Annotated in this window: 26 protein-coding genes and 3 pseudogenes; 20 read left to right on the top strand and 9 right to left on the bottom strand. The window is 69.4% G+C overall.

Annotated features, from left to right (window positions below; translation table 11 throughout):
- Positions 1–354 precede the first annotated feature (354 nt).
- On the top strand, positions 355–924 hold the full coding sequence (locus ABCR94_RS36205; protein ID WP_347125470.1) for a TIGR03086 family metal-binding protein: 570 nt from the start codon (positions 355–357) through the stop codon (positions 922–924).
- Between the two features lie 183 nt (positions 925–1,107).
- Here the strand turns inward: ABCR94_RS36205 and ABCR94_RS36210 are convergent, their stop codons facing one another.
- The 3 genes from ABCR94_RS36210 to ABCR94_RS36220 form a co-directional block, all read right to left on the bottom strand.
- Positions 1,108–2,679 carry an ABC transporter substrate-binding protein gene (locus tag ABCR94_RS36210; RefSeq protein ID WP_347125472.1) on the bottom strand — a complete coding sequence of 524 codons (1,572 nt, stop codon included), beginning with the start codon at positions 2,677–2,679 and terminating at the stop codon, positions 1,108–1,110.
- The gene (locus ABCR94_RS36215) at positions 2,672–4,744 is read right to left on the bottom strand and encodes a hypothetical protein (protein WP_347125474.1); all 2,073 of its coding nucleotides are present in this window, start codon (positions 4,742–4,744) and stop codon (positions 2,672–2,674) included. The genes ABCR94_RS36210 and ABCR94_RS36215 overlap by 8 nt, the downstream gene beginning before the upstream one ends.
- A 162-nt stretch (positions 4,745–4,906) precedes the next feature.
- Positions 4,907–5,395, bottom strand: coding sequence for a nucleoside deaminase (locus ABCR94_RS36220; RefSeq protein WP_347125476.1), 489 nt, complete (start codon positions 5,393–5,395; stop codon positions 4,907–4,909).
- A gap of 48 nt (positions 5,396–5,443) precedes the next feature.
- Between ABCR94_RS36220 and ABCR94_RS36225 the strand changes: the two genes are divergently transcribed.
- Entirely contained in the window at positions 5,444–5,806 is a 363-nt protein-coding gene (locus ABCR94_RS36225) for a MarR family winged helix-turn-helix transcriptional regulator (RefSeq protein ID WP_347125478.1), read from the top strand.
- 24 nt (positions 5,807–5,830) lie between these two features.
- On the opposite strand, the gene ABCR94_RS36230 is transcribed toward ABCR94_RS36225, so the two are convergent.
- Positions 5,831–6,292, bottom strand: coding sequence for a PLD nuclease N-terminal domain-containing protein (locus ABCR94_RS36230; RefSeq protein ID WP_347125544.1), 462 nt, complete (start codon positions 6,290–6,292; stop codon positions 5,831–5,833).
- 88 nt (positions 6,293–6,380) lie between these two features.
- Here ABCR94_RS36230 and ABCR94_RS36235 point away from each other — a divergent pair, with 88 nt between their 5' ends.
- Both ABCR94_RS36235 and mqnP read left to right on the top strand, forming a co-directional pair.
- A complete protein-coding gene (locus tag ABCR94_RS36235) occupies positions 6,381–7,838 on the top strand; it encodes a menaquinone biosynthesis decarboxylase (RefSeq protein WP_347125480.1) in 1,458 nt (485 codons plus the stop codon).
- Positions 7,835–8,740, top strand: coding sequence for a menaquinone biosynthesis prenyltransferase MqnP (gene mqnP, locus ABCR94_RS36240; RefSeq protein ID WP_347125482.1), 906 nt, complete (start codon positions 7,835–7,837; stop codon positions 8,738–8,740). The genes ABCR94_RS36235 and mqnP overlap by 4 nt, the downstream gene beginning before the upstream one ends.
- Positions 8,741–8,752: 12 nt before the next feature.
- On the opposite strand, the gene ABCR94_RS36245 is transcribed toward mqnP, so the two are convergent.
- Positions 8,753–9,358 (bottom strand): rhomboid family intramembrane serine protease, encoded by a 606-nt coding sequence (locus ABCR94_RS36245; protein ID WP_347125485.1) that lies wholly within the window; start codon positions 9,356–9,358, stop codon positions 8,753–8,755.
- Between the two features lie 120 nt (positions 9,359–9,478).
- Between ABCR94_RS36245 and ABCR94_RS36250 the strand changes: the two genes are divergently transcribed.
- Positions 9,479–10,165 (top strand): UbiX family flavin prenyltransferase, encoded by a 687-nt coding sequence (locus ABCR94_RS36250; protein WP_347125487.1) that lies wholly within the window; start codon positions 9,479–9,481, stop codon positions 10,163–10,165.
- Here the strand turns inward: ABCR94_RS36250 and ABCR94_RS36255 are convergent.
- Positions 10,162–10,299, bottom strand: coding sequence for a hypothetical protein (locus ABCR94_RS36255; protein ID WP_347125489.1), 138 nt, complete (start codon positions 10,297–10,299; stop codon positions 10,162–10,164). The two genes, ABCR94_RS36250 and ABCR94_RS36255, sit on opposite strands and share 4 nt — an antisense overlap.
- 142 nt (positions 10,300–10,441) lie before the next feature.
- On the opposite strand from ABCR94_RS36255, the gene ABCR94_RS36260 reads away from it, so the two are divergent.
- The 7 genes from ABCR94_RS36260 to ABCR94_RS36290 all read left to right on the top strand — a co-directional run bounded on the left by ABCR94_RS36260 (position 10,442) and on the right by ABCR94_RS36290 (position 18,114).
- On the top strand, positions 10,442–10,897 hold the full coding sequence (locus ABCR94_RS36260) for an Lrp/AsnC family transcriptional regulator (protein ID WP_347125491.1): 456 nt from the start codon (positions 10,442–10,444) through the stop codon (positions 10,895–10,897).
- Between the two features lie 64 nt (positions 10,898–10,961).
- Positions 10,962–12,140 (top strand): aminofutalosine synthase MqnE, encoded by a 1,179-nt coding sequence (mqnE, locus tag ABCR94_RS36265; RefSeq protein ID WP_347125493.1) that lies wholly within the window; start codon positions 10,962–10,964, stop codon positions 12,138–12,140.
- A gap of 106 nt (positions 12,141–12,246) precedes the next feature.
- A complete protein-coding gene (locus tag ABCR94_RS36270; protein WP_347125495.1) occupies positions 12,247–12,771 on the top strand; it encodes a GNAT family N-acetyltransferase in 525 nt (174 codons plus the stop codon).
- Positions 12,772–12,873: 102 nt separating this feature from the next.
- Entirely contained in the window at positions 12,874–13,128 is a 255-nt protein-coding gene (locus ABCR94_RS36275) for a DUF4229 domain-containing protein (RefSeq protein WP_521978636.1), read from the top strand.
- A 412-nt stretch (positions 13,129–13,540) separates the two neighbouring features.
- Positions 13,541–14,935, top strand: coding sequence for a dicarboxylate/amino acid:cation symporter (locus ABCR94_RS36280; RefSeq protein WP_347125499.1), 1,395 nt, complete (start codon positions 13,541–13,543; stop codon positions 14,933–14,935).
- Between the two features lie 166 nt (positions 14,936–15,101).
- Positions 15,102–15,761, top strand: coding sequence for a TetR/AcrR family transcriptional regulator (locus ABCR94_RS36285; RefSeq protein ID WP_347125501.1), 660 nt, complete (start codon positions 15,102–15,104; stop codon positions 15,759–15,761).
- Positions 15,762–16,263: 502 nt separating this feature from the next.
- The gene (locus ABCR94_RS36290; RefSeq protein WP_347125545.1) at positions 16,264–18,114 is read left to right on the top strand and encodes an AMP-dependent synthetase/ligase; all 1,851 of its coding nucleotides are present in this window, start codon (positions 16,264–16,266) and stop codon (positions 18,112–18,114) included.
- Positions 18,115–18,188: 74 nt separating this feature from the next.
- Here ABCR94_RS36290 and ABCR94_RS36295 read toward each other — a convergent pair whose 3' ends face one another.
- Positions 18,189–18,404 (bottom strand): helix-turn-helix domain-containing protein, encoded by a 216-nt coding sequence (locus ABCR94_RS36295; protein ID WP_347125546.1) that lies wholly within the window; start codon positions 18,402–18,404, stop codon positions 18,189–18,191.
- A gap of 110 nt (positions 18,405–18,514) precedes the next feature.
- Between ABCR94_RS36295 and ABCR94_RS36300 the strand changes: the two are divergent.
- Both ABCR94_RS36300 and ABCR94_RS36305 read left to right on the top strand, forming a co-directional pair.
- Positions 18,515–19,315 (top strand): annotated as a pseudogene (locus tag ABCR94_RS36300) (DUF4158 domain-containing protein); the annotation flags it as partial.
- A 41-nt stretch (positions 19,316–19,356) separates the two neighbouring features.
- Positions 19,357–19,755 (top strand): annotated as a pseudogene (locus tag ABCR94_RS36305) (Tn3 family transposase); the annotation flags it as partial.
- Between the two features lie 92 nt (positions 19,756–19,847).
- Here ABCR94_RS36305 and ABCR94_RS36310 read toward each other — a convergent pair.
- A complete protein-coding gene (locus ABCR94_RS36310) occupies positions 19,848–20,516 on the bottom strand; it encodes an HSP18 transcriptional regulator (protein ID WP_347125505.1) in 669 nt (222 codons plus the stop codon).
- Positions 20,517–20,645: 129 nt separating this feature from the next.
- On the opposite strand from ABCR94_RS36310, the gene ABCR94_RS36315 reads away from it, so the two are divergent.
- From ABCR94_RS36315 to ABCR94_RS36325, 3 genes are all read left to right on the top strand, one after another.
- Positions 20,646–21,080 (top strand): Hsp20/alpha crystallin family protein, encoded by a 435-nt coding sequence (locus ABCR94_RS36315; protein ID WP_347125507.1) that lies wholly within the window; start codon positions 20,646–20,648, stop codon positions 21,078–21,080.
- Between the two features lie 109 nt (positions 21,081–21,189).
- Positions 21,190–21,585, top strand: a complete 396-nt coding sequence (locus ABCR94_RS36320; RefSeq protein ID WP_347125509.1) for a DUF2267 domain-containing protein — start codon at positions 21,190–21,192, stop codon at positions 21,583–21,585.
- Positions 21,586–21,640: 55 nt separating this feature from the next.
- Complete coding sequence (locus tag ABCR94_RS36325) at positions 21,641–22,087, top strand: DUF2267 domain-containing protein (RefSeq protein WP_347125511.1); 447 nt, start codon at positions 21,641–21,643, stop codon at positions 22,085–22,087.
- Positions 22,088–22,199: 112 nt separating this feature from the next.
- Here the strand turns inward: ABCR94_RS36325 and ABCR94_RS36330 are convergent, their stop codons facing one another.
- Complete coding sequence (locus ABCR94_RS36330; RefSeq protein ID WP_347125513.1) at positions 22,200–22,610, bottom strand: ATP-binding protein; 411 nt, start codon at positions 22,608–22,610, stop codon at positions 22,200–22,202.
- Between the two features lie 855 nt (positions 22,611–23,465).
- On the opposite strand from ABCR94_RS36330, the gene ABCR94_RS36335 reads away from it, so the two are divergent.
- The 3 genes and pseudogenes from ABCR94_RS36335 to ABCR94_RS36345 all read left to right on the top strand — a co-directional run bounded on the left by ABCR94_RS36335 (position 23,466) and on the right by ABCR94_RS36345 (position 25,010).
- Complete coding sequence (locus ABCR94_RS36335; protein WP_347125514.1) at positions 23,466–23,804, top strand: helix-turn-helix domain-containing protein; 339 nt, start codon at positions 23,466–23,468, stop codon at positions 23,802–23,804.
- A gap of 260 nt (positions 23,805–24,064) precedes the next feature.
- A pseudogene (locus tag ABCR94_RS36340) lies at positions 24,065–24,436 on the top strand (zinc finger domain-containing protein); the annotation flags it as partial.
- A gap of 100 nt (positions 24,437–24,536) precedes the next feature.
- A complete protein-coding gene (locus ABCR94_RS36345; protein ID WP_347125515.1) occupies positions 24,537–25,010 on the top strand; it encodes a recombinase family protein in 474 nt (157 codons plus the stop codon).
- Positions 25,011–25,051 lie beyond the last annotated feature (41 nt).

Consider the following 25,051-nt stretch of genomic DNA (forward strand, 5'->3'; position numbering starts at 1 on the left):
CCCGCGCACAGCCGGCCCGCAAAGATCCACCGGGGCTGTCCGTACGCGACCACAGAAAGTGGGCCCGAGCGCGCGTTGACTGACGCAGCCAAGGCGTCCGAAGTTCTCAACGGCACGTCCGCCGTGGGCTCAGCGTGACTGAGGGACTTTCACCGGGACCCACGGCGTCTTCTGCAGGCGTGCTCGGAAGTGCGGTGGGTTCGTCGTCGCTGATTCTGGTGGGCGGAGGAGGTGCCTGCGAAAGGTGCCGCTCATCGCGCTGAGCGATCGCGCGGTCGCCCGGTTCGACAGAGCTTCTCCGCGCCGACGCAAAACCCGTGGGAAGCCTGGCAGATGACGCCATAGTCTCCCCGGATGACTACCGTTTCTGTTGAAGATCTCGTACGTGCGTGCGAAGCCGTCGGCGACCTGATCGCCGAGGTCCGTCCCGAGCAGTGGAAGGCGCCGACGCCGTGCACGGAATGGGACGTGCGCGAGGTGGTCAACCACCTGGTCGGCATGGACCTGGTGTTTGCAGCCATGATCGAGGGTGGCCCGATGCCCGAGCGCGGAGCAGACCGCCTCGGTGATGACCCGGCCGGAGCCCACCGGTCCTCCAGCGCTTCGCTGCAGGCCGCTTTCTCCCGTCCCGGGGTGCTCGAGCGGAGTTATCGCGGACCTTTGGGGAGTGCCACGGGCGCCGAGCGGTTGCAGATCCGCCTGTACGATCTGCTCGTTCACGGATGGGACCTCGCCCAGGCCACCGGAATCCCTGCCCGGCTGTCCGAAGACCTTGCCGCGCAGGCCCTGGCGTTCGTTCAGGTCCAACTCTCCACTCAGTCCCGAACGGGACGATTCGCCGAGCCGCAACCTGTCGAGGCGACCGCTCCGGCCATCGATCAGCTTGCCGCGTTTCTCGGCCGGCCGGTCCCACCGCAGCTGTGAAACCGATCGCGGGCAACTGACCGCCCCCGAGGCCACCCGCGCCCGCCGACCCGCATTCCACTGTGCCGCTGAGGGGTGTCCCGCACGGGATGTCCGCACGGGAGCGGACACCTCTCAGCCCGGCATGGGGGCCCGCGCCGCCCGTTCCCGCGCAGACCCCACCGCGCCCCACCGCCCCCGGCGTCAGGACCCCGCCCCACCACCCGGCGGCAGGCACGTCTTCGACGGCGCCTTGCCCTCCGGCCAGGCCACTTCCACAAAGCGTTGCGACCCGTCGCGCGCCAGCTCCACCACCGGCACCGCCTTGTTGTGCGGATTTCCGTGGTTGTCCAGGCAGATCCAGCCGCTCGCGCCCTCGACCCGCAGCGAGCCCTTCACGCGCGTCCACTGGTCGGCCACCTCCGCCGGTTCCGGTACGAGCTTTTCCCCAGCGCCCTTCGCCTGCCTGATGCCGTGTACGGCCAGGGCCAGCGCGTCGTACGCGACGATCGCCTGACCGTCGTTGAGTGACGTGGCGCCGATCGGGCCGATCCCGCCGGGCTTTTCCGCGCGCGCGAGCAGATCCGTGAAGCTCTTGTACGCCGCCGGGGAGCCGCCCGTCTTGGGAGCTTTCGAAGCGTCCGCCCACGCGCCGGGGTGGGCGAGCGCCGCGTAGCGGACGGTCACCTTCGAAGTGGAGCTGAGTGCGGCTCTGTTCAGCTTCCTGTCGCCGCCCAGATACGAGCCCTCGTCTCCGGTGAGCACCGTGAACGCGCGGTCCCGACAGCCGCGGGCGCCCAACGCGTTGATGAACTGGCGCAGTTGTGTGTGGCGTCCGGCGAAGTACACCGTATCGGCGCTGGTGTCGCAGATGAGGTGGGTGATCTGGCGGAAGGTGTTGGGCGTGGTGCCTTCCTCGGTCGGGTCGTCGGGGGACGTGAACAGCTGGGGCTCGTAGGGCGCGCCCTTGAGCAGGTCCGCGAACGCCGTCTTGAGCGTGTCCGTGTAGCGGTCTCCGGTGACGGTGTCCTGCACCAGGAGTGCTTTGTCGGGCCGGACCTTGCCGAAGTGGGCCAGTGCGCGCGCCTCGTCGCGGTTGGTCGGTGAGACCCGCGCCAGGCCCGGATAGGGGTCCTTGCCTTTCGCGCCGTTGGCGATGTCGTCCGCCGTGATGGTGGTGCCGACGACCGCGATGCCCTTGCGCGCGGTCAGCTCCGCCACCGCCTCCTTGATCTGAGTGCTGCTGGTGGCCACGCCGGACACCGCGCGGAGCCGGTCGGGCGCGTCCGTCATGTTGCCGAGACGCTCCACGACGGGCGCCCAATGAGCGTCGTTCTTACCGGTGTTGGCGAGAACGAGACGGATCTTGGGCAGCTCCCCGTTGGACTCGTGGTTGGCCCGGTACTGCTGGAGGTACGCCCCCTGCATCTCGTGCAGGATCTTGGTCCGCTTGCCCATGTCGGTGGACGTGAACGGCAGCATCAGCGCCACCGTCGCGTACGAGTCCTTCTCGAGGGTGTCGTTCTCGCGGTCGATCGCTTGGACTACTTCCTTCAACTCCGGTACGGAGAAGTCGTATCCGTTGCTGGATACGCCGACGCACTCTTCGCTGCCGGCCGGCCGCTCCACGCCCGGTGCGCACGAGCGGTCCTCGGGGTCGTTGGCCTGGTCGATGGCTATCAGGGTGCCGCCGGTGAGCAGCACGGCCACCAGCACGGAGGTCGTGATCCGCTGCCTGGTGGAGTACCAGATGTGGTAACGCAACCGGTTAGGCACCGGAGTCCCCCTCTGCTCGGCCGGGCGGCATACTCGGGGCCCGCCAGGCCCTGATGTCCTTCGGCCAGTGGGTGGCGGCGTCCCACAGCACGCTGTTGCCCGTCAGGTGCTGTCCGGACAACTGCCGTAGTTCGTACGCCATCTTGTCGATCACTTCGTCGTCCGGGAGAGCCAGCGGATCGGAGAGCAGCCATACGGCGTGCAGCAGGCGGCGGAGCCGCAGATGCAGTTCTGCCTCGTCGTGGCTGAGGTCCGAGGGCAGTGTCGGTGGGGCCTCCTGGCCCAGGGCCGCCGCCCGTCGCGGGTCGGGGCCCGTGCCGGGGCGCTCGCGGGGGTGGGGTGCGGAGGCGATGAAGCGGAGCCGGCCGAGCCAGCTGAGCACCTCCGCCGCGGGGAACGTCTCCCGCAGATGGGTCACGCAGTCCTCGGCCCGGCCGAGGACCAGCTCCTGGTGGAGGCGGAACGAGGGGTGCTGCTCGCCGTACGTGGAGTGCAGCGTCTCGTGCACCGCCCGCCACACCGCGTACGACGGATGGTCGCCGTCGTGGAACCGCAGCCGGTGCAGCAGCAGGGCGCGCAGCAGCGGGTCGGCGATGAAGTGGCCGGGCCCCACCGGCCAGTCCTCGGCAAGGAGTAAGTCCCTTACGTGCAGGGCGACATCACCGTCGTACGACTCGCCGCGCAGCCGGGTCCTGGCGAGCAGCCGCGCGGAGTCCTCGCCGTGCGCGGCGGCGAGCACGGCCAGGGTGTCGCGGCGCAGCTCGGGCGGCAGCAGCCGGTCGAGCAGCTCCGTGGCGACCGGTACCGGTGGCTGGTCCTCGCGCAGCTCGACGGTGTGGTCGAAGAGCGCGCCGGGCACCAGCGACGCCGGCTCTCGGGCCTCACCGGCCGCCTGTGCGAGCAGTACGGCGCCCAGCGGACGCCCGCCGGTCAGCCGGTGCACCCCGCGGGCCAGCCCCGAGGGCGTACGACGGGAGGGTTCGTACCGGTCGAAGGCCGCACGTACGTGCGCGGGGCTGAGCGGGGTGAGCTCGACGGCGAGGATGCCGGATGTGACGTCGGTGCCGCGCGGACACGGCGCGAGGTGCGCGACCTCCGGCAGCCGGAGGCGGTTGGCGTGCCGCAGTCCCTCGTGGCCGCGCATCCGCGACGTGGCGAAGACGACGACCTGATCGCGGTCGCCGCTGCCGCTGCGTCGGCGGAGTATCGGCTCCACGAGGGCCCGGCCGAGCCGGAGATGGGCGTTGTCGAGGAGGATCAGCGGGCGGCCCCGGCGGGCGCCGCTGCCCCACAGGCCCCGGTAGGCGTGCGACAGGTCGGCGATCAGCGCGGACACCAGGTGGGCCTCGGCGCGGGCGCGCAGTTCGCCGCCGCGCTCGAAGTCCACGGCGAGCAGGCGCAGTCCGCGGGTGTCGCTGTCCCCGGCGTTCGGGTACGAGCCGTACCAGGCTGTCGTGCGCTTCTGCGCCCAGCCGTACAGCTCGGACACCACGGTTTCGACGGTCTTCTCGGCGACGATGCCGACGACCGGCGCCGCCCCCTCCAGGACGAGTCCGGCGAGCGTCGTGAGCAGTTCGGTGACCCAGCCCGGCGCCGAGCCCTTCTTCTCGTTGACGGTGGCGAGGACCGGGCCGAGGCGCAGCAGGTCGCGCCGCGCCTGCTCGTCGTCGTCGCTGGTCCAGCCGGTGCTTGCGACGGCCACCAGGCCGAGGGCGAGCCGTGGGAACTGCACCGCCTTCCCCGCCGGCACCTTGGGCGCGAGCTGGATGGCCAACTCGGTCAGGGCTCCGGTGACGGCTGTCCAGCCGGGGCCGTGGTCGGCGGGCGGCACGACGGTCCCGCAGTCGAGGAAGGCGACGGGCGTGCCGGGCCGGTAGACGTGGCGGAGCTGCTTGAGCACGGCGGTCTTGCCCATGCCGCGCCCGCCGGTCAGTACCACCACGGGCGGGTCGTCGCCGTGCTCGTAGGCGACCTTGGCGTAGCCGGCCGGAGCGAGGCCGGTCAGGCGTGCGGCAAGACCGTCCTGTCCGAATATCGCCTCGCGTCCGTACAGCTGCCGTTCCACAGCACCCCCCGTGCCACCCGACATGTCCTGCCACAGCGCCAACATGATGATATCGACAGGGTGTTGATATGCGGCGGGGATTGCCGGACGGATCGTCAATTGTCAGGAGAGCGGAACTGCGGGCGCGCGGGTGTGGGCGGGTTCGGCCCGGTTTGGTCGGCTTCAGTCGTCCCCGCTATCCCCGCTATCCCTGCTATCCCCGATGTCCCCGATGTCCTCGTTCCACAGCTCCGGGTGGTCCCTGATGAAGTCGCGCATCAGGGTGACGCACCCGGGGTCGTCGAGCTGCACGATCTCCACGCCGTGTTCCGCCAGCCAGTCGTGCCCGCCCCGGAAGGTCCGCGACTCGCCGATCACGACCCGCGAGATCCCGAACTGCCGTACCAGGCCGCTGCAGTACCAGCAGGGGGAGAGCGTGGTCACCATCGTCGTGCCCCGGTACGAGCGCTGCCGCCCGGCCGCGCGGAACGCCGCCGTCTCCGCGTGCATGGACGGGTCGCCGTCCTGGACGCGGCGGTTGTGGCCGCGCCCCAGGAGCGTGCCGTCCGCGCCGTACAGGGCGGCGCCGATGGGGACACCGCCCTCGGCGAGGCCGGTCCTGGCCTCCGCCACGGCGGTCGCCAGCCATGCGCGTGCTTGTGCCTGGTCCATGGGGTCCACTGTGCGTCAGCCGAGCGGCTTGTCCAGCACCGCCTTGCGGTGGCTGAAGACCTGACCGCCGTGGCCATCCGTCACGGCCTCAGTACAGCCCAGACCCGCGCCCTTGTCGCGCTGAACGAGCCCATGCCGATGCGGGCCCTCGCGGACCATCTGGTGTGCGACGCGTCCAACGCCACCGGGCTCATCGCCCGCATGGAGACCCGCGGCCTCGTCCGCCGCGACCCGGCCCCCGGCGACCGCCGCAGCAAGGTCGCCAGCCGTACGCCGGCGGGCACCGAGCTGGCGCTGCGCATCCGCGCCGAGATGCGGACCGTGCACGCGGCCCTGGAGGCGCTCACCCCGGGGGAGCACACAGCGCTGCTGCCCCTGCTCGAACGGCTGGGGCAGCTCCTGACCCGCTGAAGTTTCCTGACCCGTACGCCGGTGTCAGGCCTTCGGCGGCGCTGCGTCGTCGGGGCCCGTGCCGGGGCCGTTGCCGCTCTCGCGGCGCTTGAGCTCCTCCTCGCGGCGGCGCAGGTCCGCCTCCCGGGCCTCCGTGGCCTCGGGCGAGGGCGCGTCCTTCTTCTCGTCGGCCTTGTCGGCCTTCGCGGCCTTGTTGTCGTCCCGCAGCGACGCCAGGAACTCCGGGTTGTCGTCGGGCGCGGTCCACTTCGGCCGTCCGCCGCGCAGTCCGCCGGACCCCGCCGAACCGCCGCGCGGGCCACCGCGCACCTTGCCCACCACGAGCCACGCGACCGGGCCGATCAGCACCTCGCCGAAGAGCAGCACGATGATCACCCACACCACCTTCGGCAGATGGCGGACCTCTTTCTCCGGGGTGTTGAGGCAGTCGATGAAGGCGTAGATCCACAGCGCCAGAACAAGCAGGAACGGCAGATACCTGAGCATGAAGACAAGCCCCCAGAACACGGACCGCGGGGACCGTGCGCGGCCCCGGTGACGTGGCCAGCGTAGTGCGTACCGGATACTGGATCGCATGGCTTACGACGATCTTCGCTCCCTGCTCCGGGCGCTGGAGCGCGAGGGCGACCTCCTGCGCATCAAGGCCGAAGTCGACCCGCACCTGGAAGTCGGGGAGATCGTCGACCGGGTGAACAAGGCGGGCGGCCCGGCGCTCCTCTTCGAGAACGTCAAGGGCTCGTCGATGCCCCTGGCGATGAACGTCTTCGGGACCGACCGCCGACTGCTGAAGTCGCTCGGCCTGAAGTCGTACGACGAGATCAGCGACAAGATCGGCGGGCTGCTGAAGCCCGAGCTGCCGCAGGGCTTCATGGGAGTCCGGGAGGCCTTCGGGAAGCTCGGCACGATGGCGCACGTACCGCCCAAGAAGGTGAAGTCGGACGCCGCGCCCGTCCAGGAAGTCGTCCTGACCGGCGACGACGTGGACCTCGACAAGCTGCCCGCGCTCTTCACCTGGCCCGAGGACGGCGGCTCCTTCTTCAACCTCGGCCTGACGCACACCAAGGACCCCGAGTCGGGTGTGCGCAACCTCGGCCTGTACCGGCTCCAGCGCCACGACAAGCGCACCATCGGCATGCACTGGCAGATCCACAAGGACAGCCGCAACCACTACCAGGTGGCCGCGCGGCGCGGTGAACGGCTGCCGGTCGCCATCGCCTTCGGCGCGCCGCCCGCCGTGACGTACGCGTCGACCGCGCCGCTGCCCGGGGACATCGACGAGTACCTCTTCGCCGGCTTCCTCCAGGGCAAGCGCGTCGAGATGGTCGACTGCAAGACCGTCCCGCTCCAGGTCCCCGCGCACGCGGAGGTCGTCCTTGAGGGGTGGCTTGAGCCCGGGAACATGCTTCCCGAGGGGCCGTTCGGCGACCACACCGGTTTCTACACGCCGCAGGAGGACTTCCCGGCGCTGACGATCGACACGATCACGATGCGGCGGCGCCCGCTGCTCCAGTCGATCGTCGTCGGCCGCCCGCCGACCGAGGACGGGCCGCTGGGCCGGGCGACGGAGCGGTTCTTCCTGCCGCTGCTCAAGGTGATCGTGCCGGACATCGTGGACTACCACCTGCCTGAGGCGGGCGGCTTCCACAACTGCATCATCGTGTCGATCGACAAGAAGTACCCGAAGCACGCACAGAAGGTGATGTCGGCGATCTGGGGCGCGCACATGCTGTCCCTGGAGAAGCTGATCGTCGTGGTCGACTCCGACTGCGACGTGCACAACTACCACGAGGTGGCGTGGCGGGCCTTCGGGAACGTCGACTACTCGCGCGACCTCGTCGTCACCGAGGGCCCGGTCGACCATCTCGACCACGCGTCGTACCAGCAGTTCTGGGGCGGCAAGGCGGGCGTCGACGCGACGAAGAAGCTGCCCGAAGAGGGCTACGTACGGGACGGCGGCTGGCCGAACATGGTCGAGTCGGACCCGGCGACGGCGGCCAAGGTCGACCGCCGCTGGAAGGAGTACGGGCTGTGACCTCCGCCGCCGCAGCCGCCCTCCCGCAGCCGGGCCGGACCCAGGCCTTTCTGCGTCTCGTGATGATCGAGCACTCGGTCTTCGCGCTGCCCTTCGCCTACATCGCCGCGCTCACCGCGATGTTCCAGCTGGACCAGAACATCCACTGGGGCAAGCTGCTGCTCGTCACCGTCGCGATGGTCGGGCTGCGTACGTTCGCGATGGCGTGCAACCGCATCATCGACCGCGAGCTCGACGCCCGTAACCCCCGCACCGCCAACCGTGAGTTGGTCACCGGCGTGGTGTCGGTGCGGTCGGCGTGGACCGGCGCGCTCGTCGCCGTCGTGGTCTTCCTCGGCGCCGCGGCCCTGCTCAACCCGCTCTGCCTGGCTCTCGCTCCGGTCGCCGTCGTCCCGATGGTGATCTATCCGTACGGGAAGCGCTTCACCAACTTCCCGCACGCGATCCTCGGCATCGCCCAGGCCATGGGCCCGGTCGGCGCCTGGATCGCGATCACCGGCGAGTTGTCCTGGGACGCGGCGATCCTCGGGCTCGCGGTCGGCATCTGGATCGGCGGCTTCGACCTGATCTTCGGCAGCCAGGACGTCCAGGCGGACCGCGCGCACGGCGTGAAGTCGGTCCCGGCGCGCTTCGGCATCCCCGCCGCGCTGTACGGCGCGCGCGCCTGCCACGCGGTGACGACGCTCCTGCTGGTCTGGTACGCGCTGGCCACCGACGCCGGCGCGTTCTTCTGGACCGGCCTGGTGATCGTGGTCGCGGCCTTCCTCTACGAGCACACCGTGGTCAAGCCCCATGACCTGTCCCGGCTCAACCGGGCGTTCTTCCAGGTCAACGGCTTCATCGGGATTGCCCTGTTCGTGTGCGCGCTGTTCGATCTGCTGGTGCGCGGCCTCACGGTCTGAGCATCACGCGGCTCATTGGTTGAGCGGCGGCAGGGACATGCGCTGTGCTCGCCGCCGGAACAGGAACGCGGCGAGCACCCCGCCTATGAGCCCGAACAGATGGCCCTGCCAGCTGATGGCCGGGTTGGTGGGGAGCACGCCCCACAGCAGCGAGCCGTAGACAGCGGCGACCGCGACTCCGACGGCGATGTCGACCGGCTTGCGGTCGACGAAGCCGCGGACCAGCAGATAGCCGAACAGGCCGAAGACAACGCCGGACGCGCCCGCGGTGTTGGAGTGGTCGGGGGCCGTGAGCCAGACGCCCAGACCGCCGACGAGCATGATCGTGAAGGCGACGGTGACGAACCTGCGCACCCCGCTGAGCGCGGCGAGGAAGCCGAGGATCAGCAGCGGGACGCTGTTCGAAGCGACGTGGTCGAAGCCGTGGTGCAGGAACGCCATCGGGAGTACGTCGCGCAGCTCGCCGGCCTCGCGCGGGCTAAGACCGAACGTGTCGAGCGCCCCGGTGGCCGCGTCGAGCGCTTCGAGGGCCCACAGCAGCGCGACCCAGCCGAGCATCAGCGCCGCAGCGGCCTTCGCCCGGTCGGCCCTGCTGTGTAGAAGGGTGGTTCCCTGCATGGTGGCCCCCTGGCTTCGCGTGTGGTTCTGTCCTGTGGAACGTGCGGGGCACCCGGCTCGGTTCCTGTCCGGGGCACCTGACTCGGGCCGGGCCCCGGGCGCCCGGATAGGGTCGGGCACGTGGAGCCAGGACTTGTACACACTCAGCAGTCGCCGCGACGGCCGTGGGTCGTCGGTGTTTCCGGTGCGTCGGGAACGCCGTACGCCGCCGCCGTGCTGCGTGGCCTGCTGGACGCGGGCGAAAGCGTGGACCTGGTGGTCAGCCGGGCCTCGCGGCTGACCTTGCTCGATGAGACGGGCATCGCGTTCCGCGACGCGCACTGGCAGGACGATCTGCGGGCCTGGCTGGCGCGGGGCGCGGACGGCAAGCCGGACACGTTCACGGCCGATGTGCGCGACGTACGGTACTGGGCGGCCGGGGATCTGGCCGCCGGCCCTTCATCGGGTTCGTACCCGGTCAAGGGGATGCTCATCGTCCCGGCGTCCACGGCGAGCGTGGCCGGGGTGGCGCTGGGGCTCTCGAAGGACCTGCTGCAACGGGTGGCGAGCGTGACCCTCAAGGAGCGCCGCAAGCTGGTGGTCGCCGTGCGCGAGACGCCGCTGAACGGGCAGACGCTCAGGCATCTGGTGACGCTCGACGAGGCGGGCGCCGTGGTGCTGCCCGCCTCCCCGGCGTTCTACGCGGGTGCGACGCACATCCAGGATCTGGTGGACTTCGTCGCGGGGCGGGTACTGGACGCGGCCGGTGTGCCGCACAGCCTGTACCGCCGCTGGGAAGGGAAGCTCGGTGGCTCCAGGGACGGCTAGCGCTTCTTCTTGCTGCCGCGCGCGGTGCGGGCCTTGTCGGCGCGGTGCGCGGCTGCGAGCTGGTGGGCACGCGAGCGGTCGGCCAGCTCCTGCAGCGAGCGCATGTGGGCGTAGGCCATCTCAAGCGTGTACACGGTGGGATCACTCCTGAAGTTTTGACTGCGATCGTCTTGATCGTCTTGATCGTCTGAAAGATTCGCAGGGTGTCGACCCTGTGTGCCTTAGATTCTGTACGTAAACTCGCGTGATCGCTGAATAATGGAAGGCTTCAGGCATATGGACGCCGTGGATAGGCAGCTCATCCAGGCCCTCAGAGAGAACGGCAGGGCCTCGTACGCCGAGCTCGGCCGGCTCGTCGGGCTCTCCGGGCCGAGCGTCACCGACCGCATCAACCGGCTGGAGACGGCGGGAGTCATCACCGGCTACCGCGCGACGGTCGACTCCAAGTCGCTGGGCCTGGGGGTCACGGCCCTGATCGGCATCTCGCTCTCGGACGCGGCCGACCACGAGGACGTGGCGCACAGGCTGAAGGATCTCGCCGAGATCGAGGACGCCTGGTTCATCGCGGGCGACGACTCGTACATGCTCAAGGTCAGGGTCGGTGACGTGGACGACCTGGAGAAGACCATCCGCAGGCTGTCCGGCACCCGCGGGGTCTCCCGCACCCGGACCACCATCGTGCTCTCCACCAAGTGGGAGAACCGGGTCGGGGAACTGCCCGAGCAGGGCTAGGCGTACCGTGGTGAGGGTTTGATCGCGGGTTTGTGTTGTACGGAGACTATGGGGAGGCGGCCTGATGACTGCGTCTATTCAAGATGTGGGGCTCAAGCGCGAGCTGGAGCAGAAGGTCCGGGCCGGTGAGCGGCTCACCCGTGAGGACGGCATCGCCCTCTACGAGTCGGACGACCTGGCCTGGCTCGGCGGGCTGGCCCATGAGGTGCGTACGCGCAAGAACGGCGACGTCGTCCACTTCAACATCAACCGTCACCTCAACATGACGAACGTGTGCACCGCGTCGTGCGCGTACTGCTCGTTCCAGCGCAAGCCGGGCGAGAAGGACGCGTACACGATGCGCATCGAGGAGGCCGTCCGCCTCGCGAAGGCGATGGAGAACGAGAACCTCACCGAGCTGCACATCGTCAACGGGCTGCACCCGACGCTTCCTTGGCGCTATTACCCGCGCTCGCTGAGCGCCCTGAAGGAAGCCCTCCCGCAGGTCGCCCTCAAGGCGTTCACGGCCACCGAGATCCACCACTTCGAGACGATCTCGGGGCTTTCCGCCTCCGAGATCCTCGACGAGCTGATCGAGGCCGGTCTGGAGTCGCTCACCGGTGGCGGCGCGGAGATCTTCGACTGGGAGGTCCGCCAGCACATCGTGGACCACAACACCCACTGGGAAGACTGGTCGCGCATCCACCGCCTCGCGCACGAGAAGGGTCTCAAGACCCCGGTGACGATGCTGTACGGGCACATCGAGGAGCCGCGCCACCGCGTGGACCACGTGCTGCGGCTGCGTGAGCTCCAGGACGAGACCAACGGGTTCCAGGTCTTCATCCCGCTGCGCTACCAGCACGACTTCGAGGACATGAAGGACGGCAAGATCCGCAACAAGCTCCAGGCGCGGACGACGATGGCGAGCGGCGCCGACGCGCTCAAGACCTTCGCGGTCTCGCGTCTGCTGTTCGACAACATCGCGCACGTCAAGGTGTTCTGGCCGATGCACGGTGTCCAGACCTCGCAGCTCGCGCTGCAGCACGGCGCCGACGACATGGACGGCTCGGTCGTCGAGTACAAGATCACGCACGACGCGGACAACTACGGCACGCCGAACAAGCTGGGCCGCGAGGACCTCCTTGAGCTGATCCGCGACGCCGGGTTCCGCCCGGTCGAGCGCAACACCAAGTACGAGATCATCCGCGAGTACCCGGGCCCGGACGCGGCCCGCCGCGAGTCGCCGCAGGCGATGCGCGTCTGACGTCGCCCGGCTGGTTCGCAGGCCCCGGCGCGTGGGATCGCGCCGGGGCTTCTCGCGTGCTGGACACGGGTTGAGGTCGGCCCGAGGTAATGCTTACCCTTGAGCTATGGCCCTTACCTTTTCGCTGGATCCGCCGGTCGACGCCGCCCTTCGTGACGGCCTACTCGCCCTCTGGGCCGATGTCAGCAACGCGGGCGGCGCCGTGGGGTTCGTACCGCCGGTGAGCGTGGACCAGGTCCGCCCCGAGCTGGTCAGGCACTTCGTCGCGATGGCCGAGGGGCGCACCCGGCTGCTTGTCGGGTACGACGAGGAGGGCGCCGTCGCCGCCGCGGCCTTCCTCACGTACAACACGCATCGGCTGATGACCCACTGGCTCTGGCTCTACACAGTGATGGTGCACCCGAGCCACCAGGGCAGGGGCTACGGCCGTGACCTGATGGCGGCCACCGCCGACGCGGCCAGGACCTTCGACGGGATCGAAGCGATCCGGCTGACCTGCCGCGGTGGCACCGGCGTCGACCGTTTCTACGGGTCCTGCGGCTACAAGGAGGTCGGGCGGGTGCCCGGCGCGATCCGGGTGGCGCCCGGCGACGACCGCGACGACATCGTGATGCTCCAGCCCCTCGGGTGATCGTCCGGGGGCCTGTGCTTGACTGGTGGTGACCCTTTCGGTTGTCGTTGAGAAGAAGGTCCCCCCGTGAGCAGCAAGCACGCAACGATTCGCTACACCGCGATGCGCCTCGGCGTGTTCGTCGGCTGCTTCTTCGTGATCTGGGCCCTGGTGTACTTCCGGGTGCTCCCGGCCGGTCTCGGCGAATCCAACCTGCTGTGGGTGCTGATGCTCGCGATCGTCGTCTCCGCGCCGCTCAGCTTCGTCCTGCTGCGCAAGCAGCGCGACGTGATGTCCGCGAAGATCGTCGAGCGCGTGGACCACACGAAGGCCCGCCTCGACTCCAACCGCAGCCAGGAAGACGGGCTCACGCAGTAGGGCCGCGACAGGGCTCAGTCCCGTAAGGGCTGCGTAAGGTTCGTCACATCCCACGACGCCCCAGTCCCGGAGCACCCGCTCCGGGACTGGGGCGTTGTCGTTTTGCCCGGTCGCGGGCGCGGTTCGGCGGGTTCGTACCCAAAGCAGTCCTTTGATGTTCTCAAAGTACAAGTGTTAACGTGTTCGCTATGAAGACAGCAGCCGCGCCTCGCATTGCCATGAGCGTTCCGCTCGTGGCGCGCCTGCATGTCGATCTCTGCCGCTGCATGTCCGCGGTCTGTCGCCGCCACATCTGACCCAGAAGCGACATCGCGCAGCGGCGACGCCCAGCTCCCCCGTGCAGCTCACGGCCGCCGCACCCCCCGTCCCGCATCCCCGTACGGCACCCGTACGTAATCAACGGAGTGTGTCCGTGTCCGCGAACTCCGCGACCGCGCCCGAGAAGTCCGATCCGCTCGGCAACTCGAAGAAGCCTCGCTTCCGAATAACCGACAAGTTCCCCTTCTGGGCGCAGATCATCACCGGTCTGGTGCTCGGCGTCCTGTTCGGCTGGCTCGCCCGCAGCCAGGACATCAGCTGGCTGAAGACCACGCTGGAGCAGGTCGGCGGCATCTTCATCCAGCTGCTGAAACTGGCCGTCGCGCCGCTGGTGTTCTTCGCCATCCTGGTGTCGATCACCAACCTGCGTAAGGTCAACAACGCCGCCCGGCTGGCCACCCGTACGCTGCTCTGGTTCATGATCACGTCGCTGATCGCGGTCGCCATCGGCATCGCGATCGGCCTGCTGACCAACCCGGGCGCCGGTACCGGCCTGACGCCGAAGGACGGCGCGAAGCCCGAGGGCTCCGGCTCCTGGATCGACTTCCTGACCGGCATCGTGCCCACGGACGTCATCACGCCGTTCACCGAACTGAACGTGCTCCAGATCGTCTTCATGGCCGCCGTGGCCGGCATCGCGGCCCTCCAGCTCGGCGAGAAGGCCGAGCCGATCCTCAAGCTCAGCGCCTCCGTGCTCGAACTGCTCCAGAAGGCCCTGTGGTGGGTCATCCGCCTCGCGCCGATCGGCACCATCGGCCTCATCGGCTTCGCCATCGCCGACTACGGCTGGGACCTGATCAGCAAGTACGCGACCTTCACCGCCGACGTCTACATCGGCTGCGCCCTGGTCATGTTCGGCGTCTACCCGCTGCTGCTCGCGACGGTCGCCAAGGTCAGCCCGCTCCAGTTCTTCAAGGGCGCCTGGCCGGCCATCCAGCTGGCGTTCGTCTCGCGTTCCTCGGTCGGCACCATGCCCGTCACCCAGCGGGTCACCGAGCGCCTCGGCGTGCCCAAGGAGTACGCGTCCTTCGCCGTGCCCTTCGGTGCGACGACCAAGATGGACGGCTGCGCCGCGATCTACCCGGCGCTCGCCGCGATCTTCATTGCGCAGATCTTCGATGTGCAACTCGGCATCCAGGACTACCTGCTGATCGCGTTCGTCTCCGTCATCGGCTCGGCGGCCACCGCCGGCCTGACCGGCGCCACGGTCATGCTGACCCTGACCCTCTCCACCCTCGGTCTCCCGCTGGAGGGCGTGGGCCTGCTGATGGCCATCGACCCGATCCTCGACATGATGCGCACCGCGACCAACGTCGCAGGCCAGGCCCTGGTCCCCGTCATCGTCGCGGCCCGCGAGAAGATCCTCGACCACGACGCGTACAACTCCGCCTCGTCGTCGCCGATCGACGACTACGACTCGCACGCCGACCCGCGTGGGGACGTGCGTGACGCGCAGGAGCAGAAGGTGCCCGTCCCGGTTCCCGCCTGACCTCGGTACGTACGGCGGTGCCCCCGGCCGGGCTTGAGTTCCAGTGGCCGGGGGCACCGCCATTTCTGTGCGCCATTTCTGCGCGTCCGGTGAACTCCCGCACGCCCGTACGCTTATGGGGCGCGAGTCGCAGGTGTGGTGCGGCGGGGGCGGAAGGATCTGGGACGTGGGTGCTGTAAGGGGCAAGCGGATGCCGCGTGCCGTGCGGGAGCAGCAGATGTTGGACGCTGCCGTGCAGACCTTCGGGCAGCGGGGGTACCGGGCCGCTTCGATGGACGAGATCGCCGAGTTGGCCGGGGTGTCCAAGCCGCTGGTGTATCTGTACCTGAATTCCAAGGAAGAGCTGTTCGCGGCGTGCATTCGGCGCGAGGCCGCCGCGCTCGTCGGTGCGGTACGGGCCGGGGTCGAGCCCGGGGTCCCGGCCGACCGTCAACTGTGGGCCGGGCTGCGGGCGTTCTTCACGCACACTGCGGAGAATCCGGACGGGTGGGCGGTGCTGCACAACCAGGCCCCTAACCATGGTGAGCCGTTCGCCGCCGAGGTCGCCACGATGCGCGAGGAGATCGTCGCGTTCGTCACCTACCTGATCGGCGCCGCGGCCCGCGAGGCCGACTGCGATCCGGAGCTGGCCGACCGGGAGGTCGCGGGGATCGCCCACGCGCTGGTGGGGGCCGCCGAGTCGCTCGCCGGCTGGGCGAACGTGGCGACCGCTGTCCCGGCGAAGGAGACGGCGGCGATGCTGATGAACTTCGCCTGGGCGGGCCTGGAGAACCTCATGAACGGGGAGCGCTGGTCCCCGTCGCCCCGCCGCCTGCCCGTCCGGTGAGCTGGACCCGGCCGCGCTGGCCGCGCAGTTGGAAGGCGCTGCCCGTCGCGGCGTAGGTGACGTTGGTCGGGAGCAGGGCCCCCGCGAGCCGGGCCCCGGCTCACCATGCCGACCTCGGTCCCGCGCCGGTACGCGGCCAACTTGGCGGCGTACAGGGTGAGCTCGGGCCGGTCGTCCGGCGTTTCAGGGGAGAGGTGAGTGCCCCGAGCGCGAGGAGTGGTGCGAGCGAGGTCATTGTCCGGACTCCCTGGCGGTCCTAGATTTACTCCAAAGTAAGGTTACTCAAGGGTCAGTACCTGGTCGAGATGACGTCGAACCCCCTTGAGCGGACGGTCAGTTACGCACTTCTACGCCCTTCGCCGACGAGGAGCCGCTCGTGTCAGAGCCCGCCGTGCCCGTCCCCGTGCCCGTCCCCGTGTCCGCTTCCCTCTCCCGGCCCCCGCCCCCGCCCCCGTCCGCATCCCCGTCCGCATCCGCCGCTGTGCGGCAGCGCGGTCCCGAGATGATCCGGATGGGCGGGGTCGTACGTGAGGCCTCCGTGCCCGCGCTCGCCCGGCCCGTCCGACGCGGCTCGCTCGCCGACATCCCGTTCGACAACGCCCGCGAGGCCCCCGCCGACGTCGTACTCGGCCGCAAGCGGCCCGACGGCAGCTGGCGTGACATGACCGCTGCCGAGTTCGCCGCCGATGTCCTCGCCGTGGCGAAGGGCCTGGTCGCCGAGGGGCTGCGGCCCGGTGACCGCATCGCGATCATGTCCCGTACGACGTACGAATGGACCCTGCTCGACTTCGCCTCCTGGGCGGCGGGCCTGGTCACCGTGCCCATCTACCCGACGTCGTCGGCGTTCCAGACACGCTGGATCCTCCAGGACTCCGGCGCGGTCGCCTGCGCCATCGAGAGCGCCGAGCAGGCCAGGGTCGTCAGCGCTGAGCGGCAGAACCTGCCGGATCTCGCGCATCTGTGGGAGTTCGACACGGGCGCCGTCGACCGGCTGCGGGCGGCGGGCCGCAAGGTGCCCGACGAGGTCGTCATCGCCCGCCGTTCGGGCCTCGCCCCGGAGTCCGTCGCCACTCTCATCTACACCTCGGGTACCACGGGCCGCCCCAAGGGCTGTGTCCTCACCCACGCCAACTTCTTCGCCGAGGTCGACAACGCCATCGAGCTGCTCTACCCGGTCTTCAAGTCCGTCAGCAAGGACCCCGCGTCGACGCTGCTCTTCCTCCCGCTGGCGCACATATTCGGGCGGATGGTCGCCGTCGGGTGCATGCGGGCCAGGGTGCGGCTCGGGCACGCGCCCAGCATCGCGACCGAGGACCTGCTGGCCGACCTCGCCGGTTTCCGGCCGACCTTCCTGCTGGCCATCCCGTATGTGCTGGAAAAGGTCTACAACACCGGGCGCGCCACGGCGGAGAAGATGGGCCGGGCCGCGTCCTTCGACCGGGCGGCGCGCATCGCGCGGCGCTACGGGCAGGCACTCGAAGCGCAGGAGCACGGCACGGGGGACGGCGCCGGCCTCGGTCTGCGCACGGCCCGCAGGCTCTACGATCCGCTGGTCTACCGGCGGATCAGGGCGGCGCTGGGCGGCAGGGTCAAGTACGCGATCTGCGGCGGCTCCCCGCTCGGGCGCCGCCTCGCGTCCTTCTACGCGGGCGCCGGCATCGAGGTCTTCGAGGGGTACGGCCTGACGGAGACCACGGCGGCGGCGACCGTGACACCTCCGCTCAAGCCCCGTCTTGGGACGGTCGGTTGGCCGCTGCCGGGTACGGGGGTGCGTATCGGCGACGACGGGGAGGTGCTGCTGCGCGGCGGGCAGGTGTTCAGCGGCTACTGGGACTACGAGCGGCAGGTGGCCGTGAACGCGACCGAGCAGGGCTGGTTCGCGACCGGGGACCTCGGGGCGCTCGACGACGACGGGTACCTCACCATCACCGGCCGCAAGAAGGACATCATCATCACCTCGGCCGGCAAGAACGTCGCCCCCGCGCCGCTGGAGGACTGGCTGCGGGCACACCCGCTGGTCGGTCAGTGCATGGTCGTCGGCGACAACCGCCCTTACATCACCGCCCTGTTGACGCTGGAGCCCGACGGTCTCGCGCACTGGCTGCGAATGACGAAGAAGCAGGACGTGCCGATGCGCGCACTCGTAGACGACGAGGAGCTGCGTGCCACGATCCAGAAGGCCGTCGACGAGGCGAACCGGCTGGTGTCAGGGGCGGAGTCGATCCACCGGTTCGCGATCCTGCCGGTCGACTTCACCGAGGCGGGCGGACATCTGACGCCGTCGCTGAAGCTCAAACGGCCGGTGATCGCGAGGGAGTTCGCGAAGGAGATGGAGAAGCTGTACGAGCGGTGAGGGGGTAGGAGTGGGGCCCGCGCCGGTGGGCGGGACCCCGCCGCCGCTCCTGGAAACAGGGCACGGGCGCATCGTCAACCACGCGGGGCGAAGTCCAGTATCACCTTGCAGTCCAAGGCCGCCGCGAGACGTTCCAGGACTGCCAGGGTGGGGGTGAGTTTGCCGGACTCGATGCGAGAGATCACCGCCTGCCCGGTGCCTGCCCGCTCCGCGAGCTCCGCCTCGCAGGTCGCATCACGCGGATCGACGATCAGGTAGTGGGGGATCGGCCTCGGGGACCAACGGAACAGCCATTAGCGCTAAGCACTTGATCTTGGTCGTCTAGCACACATGATCGGCTCGTCGGGGGCGTTCGGCGGAAGATCCACGGTCGCTCGCCGCGGCTGGTTACGTCCGCGATATGCCCGTGGAATTTTTGACTGATGAGCAGGCCACCGCGTTCGGATCGTTCGCGGATGAGCCGACGAGACCGGATTTGGAACGGTTCTTCTTCCTCGATGACGAGGACCGGAAGCTGATCGCGAAGCGGCGTGGTGACCACAATCGCCTCGGCTTCGCCCTCCAGATGTGCACGGTGAGGTACATCGGGCTGTTCCTGGAGGACCCCTTGGCCGTGCCGTGGCCGGTGGTGGAACACCTGGCCGCGCAGCTGGAGATTGAGGATGCTTCCCAGATCAAGCGGTACACAGAGCGGCAGATGACGGCGTACGAGCACGCGTGGGAGATACGTGAGGCGTACGGCTACCACCAGTACGAGGACCACGCTCAGGGCCGGAAGTTCCGGTCGTTCCTGCACGGGCGGGCGTGGACGGCTCATGCGGAGGGGCCGAAGGCCCTGTTCGATCATTCGGTGGGCTGGCTGCGCCGTAACCGGGTGCTGCTGCCGGGAGTGAGCGTGCTGGCCCGGGAGGTCGCCGAGGTCCGCAGGATCGCGGAGGAACGGCTGCATGCCACGGTCGCCAAGGAGGTCCGGCGGGCGGATGCGGCGCTGCCGGGGGACCTGGTAGCCACGCTGAAGACGCCGGAGGGCAGGCGGTATTCGGAGCTGGAGCGGATGCGCCGGCCGCCGACGCGGACCACGGGCACGGCGATGAAGGGCGCGTTGCAGCGGGTCGAGGACATCGCCGCGTTCCAGCTGGGGCGGGTGAAGTTGGACAAGATCCCGCCGAACCGGCTGTCCGCGCTGGCCCGGTACGGGCTGCGCCCGCCTGCTGGCGGGCAAGGGGTGGGAGGCGGTGCGCGAGTGACGACACCTACCGGCGCCAGATGCACAAGCAGCTCACCGTCCAGGAGTCTCGCCACAAGCTGGCCCGCGAGATCTGCCACGGCAAGAAGGGCACCATCCACCAGGCATACCGGGACGGGATGGAAGATCAGTTGGGCTCGCTGGGTCTCGTCCTGAACGCCGTGGTGCTCTGGACGACCAGGTACATCGACGCCGCCGTCGCCCAGCTCCGCGCCGAGGGCCACGACATCAAGGACGAGGACGTGGCCCGGCTGTCCCCGCTCAGGCACAAGAATCTGAACGTGCTCGGCCGGTACAGCTTCACCGCCTCTCAGCCTGTGGGCGGCACCCTGCGGCCGTTGCGCGACCCGGATGCAGCCAGCCTCGACGATGACGACGACGGCCAAGAGGAGTAAGACCGGCCTGGACGGTCATCGGCCCAGGCCTCGCCCACAGGGAAGGGCGGTGCCAGGGCCGCGTAGCGGGCGGTTTCGGGGGCGGGTGCTGCTCAGGTGCTGCGCTGGCTGTGGGCGGTCTGGCGGAGTTGCTCGGTGTGCCGGGTCAGGGCGTCGATGCGTGCGGCGAGGTCCGTGTCCTCGGGCCGCAGATGGGCCCGGGTGTCGGTCAGGGGGCGCAGGAGGCGGGCGGCGTCGTCGTGCCCGAGGGCCAGGTTCAGGGCGCCGACCGTGTGGGCGGCGTCGGCGGGCAGGCCGGTGAGGGCGGTGATCTGTGCGGCCAGGCGTCGGAGGTCGGCTGCGTTGTCGCGGGCCCAGGTGGTGACGGTGCGGTCGGCGGCGCGGGTGTCGCGGGTGGCCTGGACGCGTTCCTCACCGGTGGAGCCGGGGGTGCCGGGGCGCAGGCGGAGGTAGCGGCGTTCGGCGGCCTGGCGGCTGGCGACCCCGAGGGGTCCCGCGAGGTCGGCCCAGCTCGCGCCTTCATCGCGGGCGGTTTCGATCAGCCCGCTCTCCCAGCCGGCGAGCTGTTCGCGGACCTCGCGCAGCGTCAGCAGGGCAGCCAGGGCCGGGTGCGGGCCGGAGTCGGCCGCGGGTGGCGCTGGGGTCGCAGGCGTTTGGGCGGAGGACTGCTGCGCGTGCCTCACGGACTGGTTGATGGCCTCCAGGGCCACCGCGGCGGCAAGGAAGGGAACGGGTGTGGCTGGCGGGGCGGGTTCGTTCATAGGACTCTCCGTCGTCTCGTCATCCTCCAGATGACTCCCTTCTTGTCATCGTTTCGATGACATGTTACAACGGGAGCACGTTGAAGCGCATTGGCAGTTTCTGCCTGAACCAACTGGAGGTGTTTCGCGATGTTGATGCGCACTGACCCGTTCCGTGAGATGGACCGGATCGTCCAGCAGCTGTCGGGTACGTCCGGGACCTGGTCGAAGCCGTCGGTCATGCCGATGGACGCGTACCGCGAGGGCGACGAGTACGTGATCGCCTTCGACCTCCCCGGCGTGAGCACCGAGGCGATCGACATCGACGTCGAGCGGAACATGCTGACCGTGAAGGCGGAGCGCCGCCCGGTCGCGAAGGCGGACTCCGTGAAGGTGGAGCTCTCCGAGCGGCCCCTCGGGGTGTTCTCCCGCCAGATCATCCTGGCCGACACCCTCGACACGGAACGCATCCAGGCCGATTACGACACGGGTGTCCTGACCCTGCGGATCCCGATCGCCGAGCGCGCCAAGCCCCGCAAGGTCAGCATCGGCGGCGAGAGCGGCCGCAAGCAGATCTCCGGCTGAACCTTTCAGTACCAGTCGGCAGCGGAGGGCGGGAAGAGCCGATTTCCCCCTCCGGCACCCGCCCTCCGCACCCCTCCGCCCCCCTTCACCCCTTCTCGGAGGTGACATGATGTCGATGCGCAGGGAGTCGTTCCTGGCCCACGTCCAGGAACGCGGCGAGTACGAAACCACGGAAGAGGCCGACCGCATTGCCCGCGTCGCCCTGGCCCTGCTCGGCGCACACCTGGTCGGCACCGTGCGGGCCGAGCTCGCCGCCCGCCTCCCCGAGACCTACGCCCTGATCCTCCTCAATCCGCTGCAGGCCGCGGAGCCGCTCTCACCCGAGCGGTTCGTCCGTGCGACGGCGGCCTGGATCGAGGGCGCCACCGAGAAGACGGCCCTGTGGGACATCGGCGCAGTCCTCTCGACGGTGGCCGCCGCAGCGGGAGATGTCCTGACCCGCGAGGTCCTGCTCCAGCTCCCGCCCGGCTACGACCTCCTCTTCGGCCACTCCCAACCCACCTGACCAGCCGCCCGCCGGCCGCAGGCCGGATCCTTCGCAGAGAAAGGCAACCGCAGTCATGTACGACCAGCCTCGACCGAACCCGGCCCCTCACGCCATGACGTTCGACCAGATGCTGGAACGCGTGCGCTACGAAGGCGCCTACCCCACCCGCGAACGCGCCGCGGAAGCCGTCCACCACGTCCTGGCCGCCCTCGGCCGCCAGCTCACCGGCGACGAACGCGTCGACCTCGCCCAGTGCCTGCCCAATGAGGCCGCCCTCACCCTGGCTGCCCAGATCGCCGACACCGAACACCTCACCGGCTGGGGCTTCGTCAAGGACCTCGCCACCCGCACCGGCGCCACCCCGGCCACCGCCCGCTGGGACACCGGCGCCGTCCTCGCCGTCGTCACCCGCCTCGCAGGACCCGACCTCCTCGCCCGGATCCTGCGCCGACTCCCCGGCGGCTACGCCCTCCTCTTCGGCCAGGCGGAACTGCGCCGGCCCGAGCCCGCCGCCGCCTGACCCAGACTGGCAGCATGCACACATGCCGCAGGGCCGGGACCTTGCGGGCGTCGCCCTTGGCCTGCTGGTCGGGAGGAAGCTCAGCCCCGGCCGCACACGGAACACCTCGACATCAGCGGGTACAGCGCGCTACCGGGGGGAGAAGGACCCGGACCGTCTTGCCGCCTTCGGGCCCGGGCGTGACGACGACGCAGTGGGCGAGGTCGTTGACCATGTGCCAGCCAAATCCACCCGTCCCGTCGACGAGGTCAGGGGTCCGCATCCGAGGCATCCGCGGGCTGAGATCCTCGACGACGACCTCGATGGCGCCGGGGTGGGCGACGAGGCGGAGGGTGTAGGCGCCACCACCGTGGCGCAGGGCGTTCGTCACCAGCTCGGAGACGACCAGGACGACCGTGTCGGCCTGCTCCCGGCCGATGGCCGGCTGCCCGAGGGCTTCGAGGAACACCCGGGCGGCCTGCCGCGCCTCGGCGACGGCGGACGGAGAACGAGGGGCTGTGCGCTCGGCGCTCATCGTGGTCATCGCGCGCTCCAAGTCTGTTGTCGGCGTCCGGCCCTGCCTGCCCGGTCGTTGTGCCCCCGCCCGCAGCCGTTCAACCTGACAGCACCCGATTACCTCAGAGGCACGCACACGAAAATCTATGTCGGCTGGAGTAGACATTGGGTCGTGGTGTGGTTATGGTTTCTCTCGTAGCCCAGTGAAGAAGGGCTCGGCAGAGACGAACTGCCGGGCAGCAGTACCCGTAGTTGCAGTTGTTGGACGGTGCGGTGGTGGAGTTCCGAAGCCAGAGCGGTTGCAGGACGGCGACGGGGCTGACTGCCGGACCGGGTGGCCCGCAGTGATCAGGGGCCGCCGAAGGCAGTACCGCAGTTAACGCAGTGGTTGCAGTACCCAGCAGTGAAGTCGGTGAGCAGCACCTCGGTGAAGGCGTCGGCTGCGGGCGCGCGCACCGGGAAGTTCGGCAGTGGGGTTCTAAGCCAGAGCAGATGCAGGATCGGCGACGGGGCTGGCTGCCGGAGTGTGGCGCTTGGTCAGGCCACGAGCAGTAGAGAAGTACGCAGTGCCGAGTGGAGCAGTACACGTAGTTCGCAGTTCCCCGCTTGGTAAGCAGTTGATCATCCGAGGGATGAACGGAGGAATTGGGCGCCGTCAGGATCGCCCGGGCGGAGTGTTGAGCCCGGGTACCGCAGGACATCGATAGTGAGGTGGTCTCCGGTCAAGCAACCGCGATCCCCGCACCCCCGGCAGAACTCAGGTCGGGTCGGCGGAAACAGAAGGCTGGCGCAGTACCAGGGCCGGCAGATGGTGTAGCAGTTCCTTCGGGGCCCTGGTGCCATAGGCACCAGGGCCCCTCCACGCGTTCCACAGAGAGGTGCGATGACAGCAGACGACTCGTACGGCCGTCTCGATGACGACGACTTTCCCGCCTACACGATGGGCCGGGCCGCCGAAATGCTCGGCGCCACCCAGGCTTTCCTCCGTGCCATCGGTGAAGCCCGCCTGATCACCCCGCTCCGCTCCGCCGGCGGCCACCGCCGCTACTCCCGCTACCAGCTCCGCATCGCGGCCCGGGCCCGGGAACTCGTTGACCACGGGACGCCGATCGAGGCCGCCTGCCGCATCGTCATCCTCGAAGACCAGCTTGAGGAAGCCCAGCGCATCAACGCCGAACACCACCGCGGCGCCGGACCCGCGAACCCGACGGCTGCGGCCTGAGACGCGCGGCTGGCCCAGGAGCTTCGCCGCTGCCGCCCACCCAGGTTGCCCGGAACGCAAGGCGTTGCGGGCAACCTCGCCTCCCGCGGCCCTGGGGTCGGAAGCGACCTACGCACGGAGGTGAGGGTCACTCTCATAAATGTTCATCTGTGAGAGTTCTGAGAACGACCCCCGGGTGATCACGTTTCCGCAGGTCGCCACTCGCAAAAGTCCCCTCAAAACCCGCGCGTTGTGCGAGGCACTTCTGAGAGACTTCCCGCATGGATCTCACGCCCGATGAGGCGGCACTTGCGGTAGAACGTCACGACTGCACGAAATGTGATGCTCCCGCCGGCAGCGCCTGCCGCACCCGCGGCGGGAAGACCGCCGCGAAGTACCACACCCCGCGCTTCGTCCTCGTCCCCGCGCTCCGCGAGGAACTAGAGATCCCCGTCCCCGCCGACCGGCACCCCGGCCGCGCGTGGAAACAGGGCCCGGCGCTCGCGATCGTGCCCGCGCCCCGCACCGAGCGACCGGTGAGGATCGGGTACGCCCGTTGCTCGCACCTCAGCCAGGAGCTCGACTCGCAGCTGGACGCGCTCGCCAAGCACGGCATCAGCAGAGACAAGATCTTCAGCGAGAAGATCAGCACCCGGATCAAGGTCCGCCCGCAGTTCGAGGAGGCGCTGAGGAGCGCCCGGGGAGATCAAGGCGCATGCCCCGCACTGCCGGGTCATCTTCACCGTGTTCGAGATGAAGAGACTCGGACGGGACGCGGCAGAGCTTACGGCCCTCGCGGACCATCTGACCGAGCACGGCCTGGTGCTGGAGATGCTCGCCGGGCCGCTGCCCGGGATGTACGACCCCAGCGGACCGGGCCGTCTGCTGTTCGCGTTCTTCGCCGCGATGGCGGAGACGGAGCGGGAGAACATCCGCGAATCAACTCTGGAGGGGCTGGAGACCGCGGCCCGCAAGGGCAAGTACGGCGGCCGGCCCACGGTCATCACCGACGACATGCTGCAGCGCAAGGCACTCGGCGAGTCCGTCGAGCAGATCCAGCCCGACCTGATCATCCCCACCGGCAAGCGCAAGGGACACAACCCCTCGGTCGCGAGCATCTACCGGGCGCTCGCCGAACACCAGAACACCCAGGCGTACCCGGAGGCAGTCGAGACAGCACACGCCGACTTCGCCGCCCTTCAGCAGCGTGACCGCAGCCCCGTGTAGTCACTCAGCGCTACATGTCCGTTCGCCGTAGCTATACGAGA

The organism is Streptomyces changchenzhani (genome assembly GCF_039766235.1).
In the GTDB taxonomy this organism is placed as follows: Bacteria; Actinomycetota; Actinomycetes; order Streptomycetales; family Streptomycetaceae; genus Streptomyces.